At 71.2% G+C, this 14221-nt stretch carries 12 protein-coding genes and 1 pseudogene; 8 read left to right on the top strand and 5 right to left on the bottom strand.

Annotated features, from left to right (window positions below; all coding sequences use genetic code 11):
* Window positions 1–100 precede the first annotated feature (100 nt).
* On the top strand, window positions 101–589 hold the full coding sequence (locus tag AOK16_RS02210; RefSeq protein ID WP_338058463.1) for an O-methyltransferase: 489 nt from the start codon (window positions 101–103) through the stop codon (window positions 587–589).
* A gap of 145 nt (window positions 590–734) precedes the next feature.
* Here AOK16_RS02210 and AOK16_RS25055 read toward each other — a convergent pair whose 3' ends face one another.
* Window positions 735–902, bottom strand: a complete 168-nt coding sequence (locus AOK16_RS25055; RefSeq protein WP_003966491.1) for a DUF3117 domain-containing protein — start codon at window positions 900–902, stop codon at window positions 735–737.
* Window positions 903–1027: 125 nt separating this feature from the next.
* Complete coding sequence (locus AOK16_RS26970; RefSeq protein WP_157859070.1) at window positions 1028–1183, bottom strand: hypothetical protein; 156 nt, start codon at window positions 1181–1183, stop codon at window positions 1028–1030.
* 15 nt (window positions 1184–1198) lie between these two features.
* Here AOK16_RS26970 and AOK16_RS25050 point away from each other — a divergent pair.
* Both AOK16_RS25050 and AOK16_RS02205 read left to right on the top strand, forming a co-directional pair.
* A pseudogene (locus AOK16_RS25050) lies at window positions 1199–1306 on the top strand (dCTP deaminase); the annotation flags it as partial.
* A 60-nt stretch (window positions 1307–1366) separates the two neighbouring features.
* The gene (locus tag AOK16_RS02205) at window positions 1367–1864 is read left to right on the top strand and encodes a phosphoribosyltransferase (RefSeq protein WP_055470498.1); all 498 of its coding nucleotides are present in this window, start codon (window positions 1367–1369) and stop codon (window positions 1862–1864) included.
* 131 nt (window positions 1865–1995) lie between these two features.
* Here AOK16_RS02205 and AOK16_RS02200 read toward each other — a convergent pair whose 3' ends face one another.
* Window positions 1996–2961, bottom strand: coding sequence for a Yip1 family protein (locus tag AOK16_RS02200; protein ID WP_240483321.1), 966 nt, complete (start codon window positions 2959–2961; stop codon window positions 1996–1998).
* Window positions 2962–3138: 177 nt separating this feature from the next.
* On the bottom strand, window positions 3139–4191 hold the full coding sequence (locus AOK16_RS02195) for a hypothetical protein (protein WP_079100970.1): 1053 nt from the start codon (window positions 4189–4191) through the stop codon (window positions 3139–3141).
* A 256-nt stretch (window positions 4192–4447) separates the two neighbouring features.
* Here AOK16_RS02195 and AOK16_RS02190 point away from each other — a divergent pair, with 256 nt between their 5' ends.
* The gene (locus tag AOK16_RS02190; RefSeq protein ID WP_079100968.1) at window positions 4448–7168 is read left to right on the top strand and encodes a SpoIIE family protein phosphatase/ATP-binding protein; all 2721 of its coding nucleotides are present in this window, start codon (window positions 4448–4450) and stop codon (window positions 7166–7168) included.
* Window positions 7169–7204: 36 nt separating this feature from the next.
* Here the strand turns inward: AOK16_RS02190 and AOK16_RS02185 are convergent, their stop codons facing one another.
* The gene (locus AOK16_RS02185; RefSeq protein WP_055470495.1) at window positions 7205–9511 is read right to left on the bottom strand and encodes a (Fe-S)-binding protein; all 2307 of its coding nucleotides are present in this window, start codon (window positions 9509–9511) and stop codon (window positions 7205–7207) included.
* Window positions 9512–9822: 311 nt separating this feature from the next.
* On the opposite strand from AOK16_RS02185, the gene dnaK reads away from it, so the two are divergent.
* Genes dnaK through AOK16_RS02165 form a run of 4 tightly spaced genes read left to right on the top strand, consistent with a single transcriptional unit; the run spans window position 9823 to window position 14115 of the window.
* On the top strand, window positions 9823–11691 hold the full coding sequence (gene dnaK, locus AOK16_RS02180) for a molecular chaperone DnaK (protein WP_055470494.1): 1869 nt from the start codon (window positions 9823–9825) through the stop codon (window positions 11689–11691).
* A complete protein-coding gene (gene grpE, locus AOK16_RS02175; RefSeq protein ID WP_055470493.1) occupies window positions 11688–12356 on the top strand; it encodes a nucleotide exchange factor GrpE in 669 nt (222 codons plus the stop codon). The genes dnaK and grpE overlap by 4 nt, the downstream gene beginning before the upstream one ends.
* Before the next feature lie 57 nt (window positions 12357–12413).
* Window positions 12414–13595: a molecular chaperone DnaJ gene (dnaJ, locus tag AOK16_RS02170; RefSeq protein ID WP_055470492.1), complete on the top strand. Its 1182-nt coding sequence runs from the start codon at window positions 12414–12416 to the stop codon at window positions 13593–13595.
* Window positions 13596–13638: 43 nt separating this feature from the next.
* Window positions 13639–14115 (top strand): heat shock protein transcriptional repressor HspR, encoded by a 477-nt coding sequence (locus tag AOK16_RS02165; protein ID WP_055470491.1) that lies wholly within the window; start codon window positions 13639–13641, stop codon window positions 14113–14115.
* Window positions 14116–14221 lie beyond the last annotated feature (106 nt).

Below are 14221 nucleotides of genomic sequence, written 5' to 3'. Positions count from 1 at the left end.
CGCAGCCCGCGGCGCGGACGGCCTCGCGCGCGAACTGCTGCCGCTCCGGCTCGGTGTCCACGGTGGTCAGCACGCCGTCCGGGCGCATGCCGTGGAGCAGGTGGATGCCCGACACGCCCGTACCGTTGCCGAGCTCGGCACCGGTACGGGCGTGTCGGGCATCCACCTGCTCCACGGCATGCGCCCGGACGGCGTGCTGACCACCGTGGACACCGAGCCGGAGCGGCAGCAGTTCGCGCGCGAGGCCTTCCGCGCCGCGGGCTTCGCCGGGAACCGCGCGCGCTTCATCCCCGGGCGCGCGCTGGACGTCCTGCCCCGCCTCGCGGACGGCGGGTACGACCTGGTGTTCTGCGACGGCGACCGGCTGGAGTGCCTGGACTACCTCGGCGAGTCGCTCCGGCTGCTGCGGCCCGGCGGGATCGTCGTGTTCGAGGGGGTCTTCGCGGACGGCAGGACCGTCGACTCGGCCGCCCAGCCCGCGGAGGTACAGCGGCTGCGCGAACTGCTGCGGACCGTACGGGAGAGCACGGCGCTGCTGCCGTCGCTGCTGCCGGTCGGCGACGGGCTGCTCTGCGCGGTCAAGCGCTGACGGCAGGGACGTACCCAGCCCGGCCCCCACTCCCGTACGCCCGCCCGTTCCCGTACGCACGACACTGCCCCGGCGGGCGCCGCGCGCTCGGGTGCGCGGAATCCGCCGGGGCAGTGGAAAAGTGGAGGGCGCTGTGCGCCGATACCTAGCCGACGACCTTCTTCAGGGCGTCGCCCAAGGCGTCGGCCTCGTCCGGTGTCAGCTCGACGACGAGGCGCCCGCCGCCTTCGAGCGGAACGCGCATGACGATGCCCCGCCCCTCCTTGGTCACCTCGAGCGGGCCGTCACCCGTCCGCGGCTTCATGGCCGCCATGCTCGTTCCCCTTCCTGAAACCAGCTCATCGTCAGCCGACGGCCCCGTGAAAAAGGCAGCGTCACCGGCATCGAACACATTGCTTCCAGGCCATTATCCCGCATGCCGGGACCCGATGACCAACATCAGCCGGCATCCCTTCGGCAACGCGCTTCCGCAAAACCACCCAATTCGGCGATCCGGCTGCGATACTTCGCCGCCGCGGGGCCCCGGGCAAGGGGCCCATATTTGACGCAGGTCACACGGAAGGCGCCGGTGCCACCGCCGATGATCTCCGCCATGCTGTCCCCTGACGGCCCGCCGAGCACCCGTACGGCTCCGCGCGGTACGGGTCCCGGTACCAGGGGCAGCGCGGGCCCACGCCCTCCCGCTCCTTCCTGAACTTCCATCGCACCCAGGTCTGATGGCCTGACGTGGCGGGGCCGCACGGACACCACGGGAATCGCGACACTACGGGGCAGACGGTGAGCAGCGAGCGCGAGAATCTGACGTATCCGCTCTTCGGCCAGGCCATCCGCGAGCTGGCGCGGACGGTCGTCGACGACGGCTACGAGCCGGACATCATCCTCTCCATCGCCCGCGGCGGCCTGTTCGTGGCCGGCGGCCTCGGCTACGCGCTGGACGTGAAGAACCTCCATGTCATGAACGTCGAGTTCTACACCGGCGTCGGCGCCACCCTCGCGATGCCCGTCATGCTCCCGCCCGTCCCCAACGTGGTCGACCTCAGCCGCAAGAAGGTCCTCGTCGCGGACGACGTCGCCGACACCGGCAAGACCCTCAAGCTGGTCCACGACTTCTGCGCCGGCCACGTCGCGGACGTGCGCTGCGCGGTGATCTACGAGAAGCCGGGCTCGCTCGTGAAGTGCGAGTACGTGTGGAAGCGCACCGACCAGTGGATCAACTTCCCGTGGAGTGTCGAACCGCCGGTCGCGCGTCGCGCGGGGCAGGTGCTCGATGCCTGACGAGGCGCGGCACATCAAGAGCGGGCCGAACCGTAGCGGCACGCCAAAGCAGGCCGAACGTAAGGGGCCCCGCCTATAGGCAGGGCCCCTTACCGCGTCCTATGGGACCGGTCTCTACGGCTGGGACCGTCCTACAGCGTCCCCAGCTTGATCAGCGCCAGCAGCGCGACCAGTTGGATCGATGCCGCGCCCAGCGCCTTGGGCCACGGCAGGTCGTGAGACTTGCTCACCATCGAGGTGAACAGGGCCGCCGCCGCGAACCAGGTCGCCCAGCCCAGGACCTGCACCAGCGCGCTGTCGCCGCCCAGGAACATCGCGAACAGCAGCCGCGGCGCGTCCGTCAGCGACATGATCAGCATCGACAGGCCGACCGTCGGCTGCCAGGAGCCGTCGCCGCCCAGCTGGCGCGCGAGGGTGTGCGTGACCGCGCCCAGCAGCAGCCCGCTGATCACCACCGCGATGCCGGTGCTGATCACCCACGGGATGCTGTTGGAGAGCGTGGCGTTCAGCACGTCCTCGCGGGCCTGGTCGAGGCCGAAGACGGCGAACAGGCCGTAGAGGAAGGTGACGATGAGCGCGGGGCCCCACATGGGGTAGTCCCGCATCTGCCAGAACGTCGGCCCCGGGCGCAGCAGTACGCCGCTCAGCAGCTGCTTCCAGTGCAGCCGCGGGCCGGAGGGCGGGGCCGTGGCGTGGCCCGCGCGGTAGGTGCTGACGTTCCCGTCCGGGCCCTGCGGGCCGCCGTACGGGTCGTACGGCCGGTCCTGCGCGTACGGCTCGCCCGCGCCGCCGACGGTGAACGCCCGCGTGTGGCCCGGGTTGTTGGCGAAGGGGTCGTGGCCCTGCTGTGGATGGCCCGCGTACGGGTCGTGGCCCTGCTGGGGCCGGGCCGCGTACGGGTCGTGGCCCTGGTTCGCTGGGCCGAAGTACTCCGGCTCCTCGCGGCCGCTCCCGCCCTGCCCCCCGCCGTACGACCACTGCTGAGCGTGCGGGGGCACGGGCTGTCCGGCGTACGGCTGCTGAACCTGCTGCCCGTACGGCTGCTGCCCTTGCTGCTGCGCGGAGTCCCGGCCGCGTCCCATCCTGAATCGAGCCACGATTCGAACGTACCTGGTCGCAGGTCCCGCCGAGACCGCCTGTCCCTGAAGAAGGGGCCTTTGCGGCTGACCTGTGACATCCCCTAGGGGATGGTTTGCGGCTCTCTGCCCCTCTGGGAGGACGTCCCCCCGCCGGGTGACCCCCTCCGGGGGGAACTGGCGTCGCCGCGGCGGCAGTTACCGCGAGGAGCCCGCCATGTACTGCGGCCAGGTGTGCTGCGGCGGGAGGTAGGAGGCGACCATCTCCTCCGGGATCGTGGAGGGCGCCTCCCAACCGGAGGGGGAGACGCCGTTGGTGTAGCTGTCGTACGAGCCGGTGGAGGTCCCGTACGAGGCCGTCCCATAGGAGCCGGTGGACGTACCGTACGAGCCCGCCGACGTGCCGTAGGAGCCGGAGGTCGGGTACGTCCCGGTGGCCGCCGTGTACGAGCCGGTCGCCGTGTACGAGCCGGGGGCCGCGTAGGAGCCGGCGGTCGTGGCGTACGAGCCGGTGGCGGCGCCCGTGGCGTCGCGGCGGTGGCGGCCCGAGCGGTCCTCGGGGCTCGCGGCGGGCGGGGCGGCGGTGAGGCGGCCCTCGGCGGAGAGCTGCTGGATGCGGGTGACCAGGCGGGCCAGGTCGAGGCCGAACTCGTCGGCCAGCACGCGCAGGTCGATCCCCGACTGCCAGCTGTCGATCAGGACCAGGTCCATGGCGGAGGTCCACGCCGACTCCCGCACCCCCGGCGCCTCGGTCACCGAAGCGGTGGTGGCCGCTGAGGCGGACCCCATCGAGGGCGCCGAAACGGGGGCCGAGAGATACGCCTGCGCGTCGGGCGCCGCGGCCGCGTGCACGTCGACGTACGAGGGTGCCTGCTGCGCGTACGACTGGTGCTGCAGGTGCTGGGGGGCGTGGCTCGGCGGTGGAGGCGGGGCCTGCGGTTGGGGCGGCGCGTGGCCGGCGGCCTCGTGCGGCGCGGGTTCGCCCTCCACCTCGCCCGGCACGGACGCGAGGACGTCGTCGGCCATCCGCCGGGCGTCCTCCTTGCCGACGGTGCGCCGGGCGACCCGTACCTCCCGCTCGCTCAGCCCGAGCAGGTCCGCGACGGCGCTGTCGCTGCCCACCGTCACGGCGAAGGCGGCCAGCAGGCGCGACCTGTGCGCCTGCGTCTCGTCTAGGGCACTCTGCGCCGAGCGCACGTGCTCGTCGCTGAGGCAGAACGCCTCCGCGAGCACGGTGTTCCGATTCCACAACTGCCGCGGCTCCATGCCGGATCCAACGCCGCAGGGTGATCCCAGGAAATTGGCGCGCCCGGGGCAGCACCCAAAGAGACGATTCTTCGGACAGATGGCACAAACCCAAGAAGGGATCGTCTGATGGACGGCGGCGGTCATATGCCCCCGTTATGCCCCGGTTTCCTGTGCCTGTCGGGCCATCGAGCGCCGAGCGCGCGGGACGATCCCCGCAGCGCCGGAGCGGAAACCGCGCCCGAGTGTTAGAAAGGGGGACATGGCCGGTCCTTTCGGCCGATCCTGGGTCTCGTCGGTCCGTGCGCTCGCCGACCGGCGCCCGAGCCGTCGGCGCGAGCGCGCGCGGTCCGCGCTGAGCGCTCGCACGGTCGCCGGGCAGGTGTTCCTCCTCCAGGCCGTGGTCGTGGTGCTGCTCGTGGCCGCGGCCGTGGTGGCGCTCGTGCTCCAAGTGCGCGGCGACAGCGAGAGCGAGGCCCGCAACCGGTCGGTCGCGGTCGCCGAGTCCTTCGCGCGCTCCCCGGGCGTCCGGGAGGCGCTGGAAGGGCCCGATCCCACCGCCGAACTGCAGCCGATCACCGAGGACGTGCGGAAGGCGGCCGACGTCGACTTCGTCGTGGTGATGGACACCCGCGGCATCCGCTTCACCCACCCCCTCCCGGAGCAGATCGGCAGGCGGTTCGTGGGCACCATCGAGCCGTCGCTGGCGGGGCGGGTGACCGTCGAGAGCGTCCACGGCCCGCTCGGCGAGGAGGTGCAGGCCGTGGTCCCGGTGCGGGGCGACGGCGGCGAGGTCATCGGGCTGGTCTCCGCCGGGCTCAAGGTCCAGAACGTGGCCGGCGAGCTCAACCAGCACCTGCCGGTGATCATCGGCACCGGGGCCGGGGCGCTGGCGCTCGGCACGGTCGGCTCGGCGCTCATCTCGCGCCGGCTGCGCCGCCAGACGCACGGCCTGGACCCGGCCGAGATGACCAAGATGTACGAGCACCACGACGCGGTGCTGCACGCCGTACGCGAGGGGGTCCTGATCGTCGGCGGGGACGGCCGGCTGCTCCTCGCCAACGACGAGGCCCGGCGCCTGCTCGACCTGCCCGAGGACGCCGAGGGGCGGCACGTGGACGACCTCGGCCTCGACCCGCGTACGGCGCGGCTGCTGGCCTCCGGGCGGGTCGCCGAGGACGAGGTGCACAGCGCGGGGGACCGGCTGCTGAACGTCAACCACATGCCGACCGACCGCGACGGCGGCCCGCCCGGCAGCGTCGCGACCCTGCGCGACACCACCGAGCTGCGGGCGCTGTCCGGGCGGGCCGACGTCGCGCGCAAGCGGCTGAAGCTGCTGTACGACGCGGGGGTGCGGGTCGGCACGACGCTGGACGTGGAGCGTACGGCCGAGGAGCTGGCCGAGTTCGCGGTGCCGCGGTTCGCCGACTACGTCACCGTCGACCTGGCCGAGCCGGTGCTGCGCGGCGAGGACCCCAAGCCGCAGGGCAGCGGTTCGCATCCGCTGCGTCGCGCGGCCGCGAACGGGATCCGTGAGGATGCCCCGTTCTACCGGCTCGGGCAGCTGATCACGTTCGTGCCGCGGACGCCGCAGGGCGCGGGGTTCGACACCGGGCGGGCGATCGTGGAGGCGGACATGGCCGCCTTCCGCGGCTGGCAGACGCAGGACCCCGACCGGGCCCGGCAGATCATCGCGTTCGGGATCCACTCGATGATGTCGGTGCCGCTGCGGGCCCGCGGCGACATCCTGGGCATGGCCACGTTCTGGCGGTCGGAGAAGCCCGAGCCGTTCGACGAGGAGGACCTCTCCCTGGCCGAGGAGCTCGTCGCCCGCGCCGCCGTGTGCATCGACAACGCGCGCCGCTACACCCGCGAACACACCATGGCCGTGACGCTCCAGCGCAGCCTGCTGCCGCGGAACCTGCCCGAGCAGAGCGCGCTGGAGGTCGCGTACCGCTATCGGCCCGCGCAGGCGGGGGTCGGCGGCGACTGGTTCGACGTGATCCCGCTGCCGGGGGCGCGGGTGGCGCTCGTGGTGGGCGACGTGGTCGGGCACGGGCTGCACGCGGCGGCGACGATGGGCCGGCTGCGGACGGCGGTGCACAACTTCTCGACCCTGGACCTGCCGCCCGACGAGCTGCTGTGGCACCTCGACGAGCTGGTCGCCCGGATCGACCTGGGCGAGGAGGCGCCCGACGGCGGCGGCGCCGCGGTCACCGGCGCCACCTGCCTGTACGCGGTGTACGACCCGGCCTCCCGGCGGTGCGCCATGGCGCGGGCCGGGCACCCGGAGCCCGCGCTCGTCCACCCGGACGGGAGCGTGGAGTTCCCCGAGCTGCCGGGCGGGCCGCCGCTGGGGCTCGGCGGGCTGCCGTTCGAGACGGCCGAGGTGCACCTGCCCGAGGGCAGCCGGCTGGTCCTCTACACGGACGGCCTGGTGGAGAACCGCGACCGGGACATCGGGGAGGGCCTGGCCCTGCTGCGTCGCTCGCTGGCCGGGCAGCCGGACCGTACGCCGGAGGAGACCTGCGAGGCGGTGCTGGACGCGCTGATGCCGGAGCGGCCGAGCGACGACATCGCGCTGATGGTGGCGCGTACGCGGGTGCTGTCCTCGGCGGAGGTGGCGCAGTGGGACGTGCCGTCCGATCCGGCGGCCGTGGGGCGGGTGCGGGCGGCGGCCGCCGAGCGGATGGCGGAGTGGGGCCTTGAGGAGATGGCCTTCACCACCGAGCTGATCCTCAGCGAGCTGATCACCAACGCGATCCGGTACGGGGCCGAGCCGATCCGGCTGCGGATGATCCGCGACCGGAACCTGATCTGCGAGGTCTCCGACGCCAGCTCCACCTCGCCGCACCTGCGGCGGGCCGCGACGACGGACGAGGGCGGGCGCGGGCTGTTCCTGGTCGCGCAGGTCGCGGAGCGCTGGGGCACGCGCTACACGGCCGAGGGAAAGGTCATCTGGACGGAGCAGCCGCTCCCGTAAGACTTACGGGAGCGGCTGCTCGTACGGAGGTTGCGCCTACTTCACCGGCTCGGGTTCCGGGGTCGAGGCCTTTTCGCCGTCTCCGTCGCCGTCCTCGTCGCTGTCGTCGGGGACCGGGGTCTTGACGGACTCCAGGAGGAGTTGGGCGACGTCGACGACCTGGAGGGACTCCTTGGCGGTGCCCTCGTTCTTCTTGCCGTTGACCGAGTCGGTCAGCATGACCAGGCAGAACGGGCAGGCGGTGGAGACGATGTCCGGGTTGAGGGACAGCGCCTCGTCCACGCGCTCGGTGTTGATGCGCTTGCCGATGCGCTCCTCCATCCACATGCGCGCGCCGCCGGCGCCGCAGCAGAAGCCGCGCTCCTTGTGCCGGTGCATCTCCTCGTTCCGCAGCCCCGGCACCTTCGCGATGATCTCGCGGGGCGGCGTGTAGACCTTGTTGTGGCGGCCCAGGTAGCACGGGTCGTGGTACGTGATGAGGCCCTCGACCGGGGTGACGGGGATCAGCCGGCCCTCGTCGATGAGGTGCTGGAGCAGCTGGGTGTGGTGGACGACCTCGTACTCGCCGCCCAGCTGCGGGTACTCGTTGGCGATCGTGTTGAAGCAGTGCGGGCAGGTCGCGACGATCTTCTTCTTGGACTTCGGGACGGTCACGCCTTCACCGCCCGCGGCGGAGCCGCCATCGGACGGGGTGTCGCCGAAGGCCGTGTTCAGCATCTCGACGTTCTGCTGGCCGAGCTGCTGGAACAGGAACTCGTTGCCCAGGCGGCGGGCCGAGTCGCCGGTGCAGGCCTCGTCCCCGCCCATGATCGCGAACTTGACGCCGGCGATGTAGAGCAGCTCGGCGAAGGCCTTGGTGGTCTTCTTGGCGCGGTCCTCCAGGGCACCGGCGCAGCCGACCCAGTAGAGGTAGTCGACCTCGGTGAGGTCCTCGATGTCCCTGCCGACGACCGGGACCTCGAAGCCGACCTCCTTGGTCCACTCCAGGCGCTGCTTCTTGGCCAGGCCCCAGGGGTTGCCCTTCTTCTCCAGGTTCTTGAGCATCGTGCCTGCCTCGGAGGGGAAGCTGGACTCGATCATCACCTGGTAGCGGCGCATGTCGACGATGTGGTCGACGTGCTCGATGTCGACCGGGCACTGCTCGACGCACGCGCCGCAGGTGGTGCAGGACCACAGCACGTCGGGGTCGATGACCCCGTTCTCCTCAAGGGTGCCGATCAGCGGGCGCTCGGCCTCGGCGAGGGCCGCGGCCGGCACGTCCGCGAGCTGCTCCTCGGTGGCCCGCTCCTCGCCCTCCATGGACTTGCCGCCGCCCGCGAGGAGGTACGGGGCCTTGGCATGGGCGTGGTCCCGGAGGGACATGATGAGCAGCTTCGGGGACAGCGGCTTGCCGGTGTTCCAGGCGGGGCACTGCGACTGGCAGCGGCCGCACTCGGTGCAGGTGGAGAAGTCGAGCAGGCCCTTCCAGGAGAAGTGCTCGACCTGGGAGACGCCGAACTGGTCGTCCTCGCCCGGGTCTTCGAAGTCGATCGGCCGGCCCGTGGAGACCATCGGCTGGAGCGCGCCCAGGGCCGTGGATCCGTCGGCGTTCCGCTTGAACCAGATGTTGGGGAAGGCCAGGAAGCGGTGCCAGGCCACACCCATGTTGGTGTTGAGCGCGACGGTGATCATCCAGATCAGCGAGACGCCGATCTTGACCATCGCGGTGAGGTAGATCAGCTGCTGGAGCGTGGCGACGCCCAGGCCGTCGAAGGCGAGCACCAGCGGGTACGAGGCGAAGTACGCGGCGTCGTAGCCCGCCACGTGGTGGATGGCGCCCTCCAGGCCGCGCAGGACCAGGATCGCGAGGCCGATGGTGAGGATGACGTACTCGACGAAGTACGCCTGCCAGGCCTTGGAACCGGCGAACCGGGACTTGCGGCCGGCCCGGGAGGGCAGGCTCAGCAGCCGGATCGCGATCAGCACCAGGATGCCGACGACCGTCATCAGGCCGATGAACTCGATGTACATCTCGAAGGGCAGGAACCCGCCGATGACGGGGAGGGTCCAGTCGGCCTTGAAGAGCTGCCCGTAGGCCTGCGCGAGGGTCGGCGGGAGGGTCAGGAAGCCGATCGCGACGAACCAGTGGGCGAAGCCGACGATGCCCCAGCGGTTCATCCGCGTATGGCCGAGGAACTCCTTGGCCAGGGTGGCCGTCCGCTGCTTCGGCCGGTCGGTGCGGGAGCCCGCGGGGACCGGCTGGCCGAGCGTGACGGACCGGTAGATCTGCGCGACGGCTCGCGCGATGAGCGCCACGCCGACCGCGGTGAGGACCAGCGACACGATGATCGCGGCGAGTTGCATGGACGGGCTCCTCGGACCTGCGCGGTGTTGTTGAGGCCTGCGTCTGGCTGGGGATCCAGCGACTGTACTGAGCGGTAACTTAACTCAGTCTGCCTGACACTACCCAGGATCGCAGGCCGCCTGAAGTCGCCCGGCCGGTGATCTGTGTCGCCCAGGCGACCCTTCGTGCGGGGGTGGCGGCCCGTATGACAGGGCACTGACAGGCGGCTCCGCACAAGACTTGAGCAGGGCCGACTCAGGTCTGTTGACAGGGAAAAACGGATCATGCACGCTTGAGTCTGTTCCACTCAAGTCAGCTGGAGGAATCAACCATGGCACGTGCGGTCGGCATCGACCTGGGCACGACGAACTCCGTCGTCAGTGTTCTCGAAGGCGGTGAGCCCACCGTCATCACCAACGCCGAGGGCGCCAGGACCACGCCGTCCGTCGTCGCCTTCGCCAAGAACGGCGAGGTGTTGGTCGGCGAGGTCGCGAAGCGCCAGGCGGTCACCAACGTGGACCGGACCATCCGGTCCGTCAAGCGCCACATGGGCACCGACTGGAAGATCAACCTGGACGGGAAGGACTTCAACCCCCAGCAGATCTCCGCGTTCGTGCTCCAGAAGCTGAAGCGCGACGCCGAGTCGTACCTGGGCGAGAAGGTCACCGACGCGGTGATCACCGTCCCGGCGTACTTCAACGACCACGAGCGCCAGGCCACCAAGGAGGCCGGCGAGATCGCGGGCCTGAACGTGCTGCGGATCGTCAACGAGCCGACCGCCGCCGCCCTCGCGTACGGCCTGGAGAAGGAAGACCAGACCATCCTGGTCTTCGACCTCGGTGGCGGCACCTTCGACGTCTCGCTGCTGGAGATCGGCGACGGGGTCGTCGAGGTCAAGGCCACCAACGGCGACAACCACCTCGGTGGTGACGACTGGGACCAGCGCGTCGTCGACTACCTGGTCAAGCAGTTCCAGAGCGGCCACGGCGTGGACCTGGGCAAGGACAAGATGGCGCTCCAGCGCCTGCGCGAGGCCGCCGAGAAGGCGAAGATCGAGCTGTCCTCGTCCACCGAGACCACGATCAACCTGCCCTACATCACGGCCTCCGCCGAGGGCCCGCTCCACCTGGACGAGAAGCTCACCCGCGCCCAGTTCCAGCAGCTGACCTCCGACCTGCTCGAGCGCTGCAAGACCCCGTTCCACAACGTCATCAAGGACGCCGGCATCCAGCTGTCCGAGATCGACCACGTGGTCCTGGTCGGCGGCTCGACCCGTATGCCGGCCGTCGCCGAGCTGGTCAAGGACCTGACCGGCGGCAAGGACGCCAACAAGGGCGTGAACCCGGACGAGGTCGTGGCCATCGGTGCCGCGCTCCAGGCCGGTGTGCTCAAGGGCGAGGTCAAGGACGTCCTGCTGCTGGACGTCACCCCGCTGTCCCTCGGTATCGAGACCAAGGGCGGCATCATGACCAAGCTGATCGAGCGCAACACCACGATCCCGACGAAGCGTTCGGAGATCTTCACGACGGCCGAGGACAACCAGCCGTCCGTGCAGATCCAGGTCTACCAGGGCGAGCGCGAGATCGCGGCGTACAACAAGAAGCTCGGGATGTTCGAGCTGACCGGCCTTCCGCCGGCCCCGCGCGGTGTGCCGCAGATCGAGGTCACCTTCGACATCGACGCCAACGGCATCATGCACGTCGGTGCCAAGGACCTGGGCACCGGCAAGGAGCAGCGGATGACCGTCACCGGTGGCTCCGCGCTGCCGAAGGACGACATCGACCGCATGATGCGCGAGGCCGAGCAGTACGCGGAGGAGGACCACAAGCGCCGCGAGGCCGCCGAGACCCGCAACCAGGCCGAGCAGCTGGTCTACCAGACCGAGAAGTTCCTGAAGGACAACGAGGAGAAGGTCCCCGCGGACGTCAAGTCCGAGGTGGAGACCGCTGTCTCGGACCTGAAGGAGAAGCTCAAGGGCGAGGACACCGCCGAGATCCGCACCGCGACCGAGAAGGTCGCCGCCGTCAGCCAGAAGGTCGGCCAGGCGATGTACGCCTCCGCCCAGGCCGAGGGTGCGGGTGCGGACGCGGCCGGTGCCGGTGCGGCGGGCGCCGCGGGTCCTGACGGTGCGAAGCCGGAGGACGACGTGGTGGACGCCGAGATCGTCGACGACGAGAAGCCGAAGGATGGTGCCGCGTGACGGAGGAGACCCCGGGCTTCGAAGAGCAGCCCGACGTCCCTTCCGACGCCGCGAAGTCTGCTGACGAAGCGGCGCAGGCCGACGGCTCCGCCGAACAGGCGGGCCCGTCGGCCCCGGCCGGGGACGAGCTGCAGACAGTGGGCCTGCAGGCGCAGCTGGACCAGGTCCGGATGGCGCTCAACGAGCGCACGGCGGACCTCCAGCGGCTCCAGGCCGAGTACCAGAACTACCGCCGCCGGGTCGAGCGGGACCGGGTCACGGTCAAGGAGATCGCCGCCGCGAACCTCCTGTCCGAGCTGCTTCCGGTGCTCGACGACATCGGCCGCGCGCGGGAGCACGGTGAGCTGGTCGGCGGGTTCAAGTCCGTCGCCGAGGCGCTGGAGACGGTCGTCGCCAAGCTGGGTCTCCAGCAGTTCGGCAAGGAGGGCGAGCCCTTCGACCCGCTGGTCCACGAGGCGCTGATGCACAGCTATGCGCCGGACGTCACCGAGACCACGTGCGTGTCGATCCTGCAGCCGGGGTACCGCATCGGCGAAAGAACGATCCGCCCCGCGCGGGTCGCGGTCGCCGAACCGCAGCCCGGCGCGCAGTCGAAGAGCGGTGGCGAGGGCGAGCAGGCGGCGGATGCGTCGGACGAGGAGAGCGGTGGCCCGGACGAGGGCTGACGTCGGACGAACCGGCATAGCCGCCGGTGTGAACGACAGAGAGGAGGGACGTCGGGGATGAGCCTGAGCAGGGATTTGCTGGAGAAGGATCTCTACAAGGTCCTCGGCGTCCCGAAGGACGCGACCGAGGCGGAGATCAAGAAGGCGTACCGGAAGCTCGCCCGCGAGTACCACCCGGACGCCAACAAGGGCGACGCCAAGGCCGAGGAGCGCTTCAAGGAGATCTCCGAGGCGAACGACGTCCTGGCCGACGCCAAGCGCCGCAAGGAGTACGACGAGGCGCGCGCGCTGTTCGGGAACGGCGGCTTCCGCCCCGGTCCCGGCGCGGGCGGGCCCGGCGGCTTCAACTTCGACCTGGGCGACCTCTTCGGGGGCGCCCCCCAGGGCGGGGGCGGCGCGGGCGGTTTCGGCGGCGGTCTCGGGGACGTCTTCGGCGGGCTGTTCGGCCGCGGCGGCGCGGGTCCCCGTACGCAGCCGCGGCGCGGGCAGGACATCGAGTCCGAGGTGACGCTCAGCTTCACCGAGGCGGTGGACGGGGCCACGGTCCCGCTGCGGATGTCCAGTTCGGCCGCGTGCAAGGCCTGTTCGGGCACCGGCGACAAGAACGGCACCCCGCGGGTGTGCCCGACCTGCGTCGGCACCGGGCAGGTCTCGCGCGGCGGCGGGGGCGGCTTCTCGCTCACCGACCCGTGCGTGGACTGCAAGGGCCGCGGGCTGATCGCCCAGGACCCGTGCGAGGTCTGCAAGGGCAGCGGGCGCGCGACGAGTTCGCGCACCATGCAGGTGCGGATCCCCGCGGGTGTCTCGGACGGCCAGCGGATCCGGCTGCGCGGCAAGGGCGCCCCGGGCGAGCGCGGCGGCCCGAACGGAGACCTGTACGTGGTCGTGAACGTCGAGTCGCACCCGGTCTTCGGGCGCAAGGGCGACAACCTCACCGTCACCGTGCCCGTCACCTACCCGGAGGCGGCGCTCGGCGGCGAGGTGAAGGTGCCGACGCTCGGCGGGCCGCCGGTCACGCTCCGGCTGCCGCCGGGCACGCCCAACGGGCGGACCATGCGCGCCCGGGGCAAGGGCGCGGTGCGCAAGGACGGCACGCGCGGGGACCTGCTGGTCACCGTGGAGGTGGCCGTCCCCAAGGACCTCGGCGAGAAGGCGCAGCGGGCGCTGAAGGACTTCGCCGAGGCCACCGCGGGCGAGGACCCGCGGGCGGAGCTGTTCCAGGCCGCGAAGGGAGCATGAGATGAACGGCCGAGGAGTGCCGGGGGCCCCGGGAGTTCCGGGGATGCCGGGAGGTGGCAGGAACGGCAGAGCGACGCGCAATCCGTACGAGCTGACGGACGAGTCGCCCGTCTACGTCATCTCGGTGGCCGCCCAGCTCTCCGGCCTGCATCCGCAGACCCTGCGGCAGTACGACCGCCTCGGCCTGGTCTCCCCCGACCGCACGGCGGGCCGCGGCCGCCGCTACTCGGCCCGGGACATCGAACTGCTCCGCCAGGTGCAGCAGTTGTCCCAGGACGAGGGCATCAACCTCGCCGGCATCAAGCGCATCATCGAGCTGGAGAACCAGGTGTCCGCGCTCCAGTCGCGGGTCGCCGAGCTCCAGCAGGCGCTGGAGGGCGCCGCGACGACGCTCCAGCAGCGCGAGGCGGCGGTGCACGCCTCGTACCGCCGGGACCTGGTCCCGTACCAGGACGTCCAGCAGACCGGCGCGCTGGTCGTCTGGCGCCCCAAACCAAAGCGCCCGGGACCCTCGGACTAGGCCTTCAGCCCTGTCGCCCTCAGCCTTCGTCGCCCCCAGTCCTCGTCGTGGTCAGTCCTCGTCGTCGTGGGTGATCATGCCGTGCTCGTCCATGGTCGGGTGCATC

The sequence above is a fragment of the Streptomyces pathocidini genome, from assembly GCF_001418495.1.
Taxonomy (GTDB): domain Bacteria; phylum Actinomycetota; class Actinomycetes; order Streptomycetales; family Streptomycetaceae; genus Streptomyces; species Streptomyces pathocidini.
The sequence above is the reverse complement of the archived record's forward strand: the minus strand, read 5'-3'. Positions and strand labels throughout refer to the sequence as shown.

What these genes read in the sequence shown, in the direction of transcription:
- AOK16_RS25055 (WP_003966491.1), bottom strand. Translation starts at nt 902, where the DNA reads ATGGCGGCCATGAAGCCGCGGACGGGTGACGGCCCGCTCGAGGTGACC.
- dnaJ (WP_055470492.1), top strand. Translation starts at nt 12,414, where the DNA reads ATGAGCCTGAGCAGGGATTTGCTGGAGAAGGATCTCTACAAGGTCCTC.
- AOK16_RS02165 (WP_055470491.1), top strand. Translation starts at nt 13,639, where the DNA reads ATGCCGGGAGGTGGCAGGAACGGCAGAGCGACGCGCAATCCGTACGAG.
- AOK16_RS02185 (WP_055470495.1), bottom strand. Translation starts at nt 9,511, where the DNA reads ATGCAACTCGCCGCGATCATCGTGTCGCTGGTCCTCACCGCGGTCGGC.
- AOK16_RS26970 (WP_157859070.1), bottom strand. Translation starts at nt 1,183, where the DNA reads ATGGCGGAGATCATCGGCGGTGGCACCGGCGCCTTCCGTGTGACCTGC.
- dnaK (WP_055470494.1), top strand. Translation starts at nt 9,823, where the DNA reads ATGGCACGTGCGGTCGGCATCGACCTGGGCACGACGAACTCCGTCGTC.
- AOK16_RS02190 (WP_079100968.1), top strand. Translation starts at nt 4,448, where the DNA reads ATGGCCGGTCCTTTCGGCCGATCCTGGGTCTCGTCGGTCCGTGCGCTC.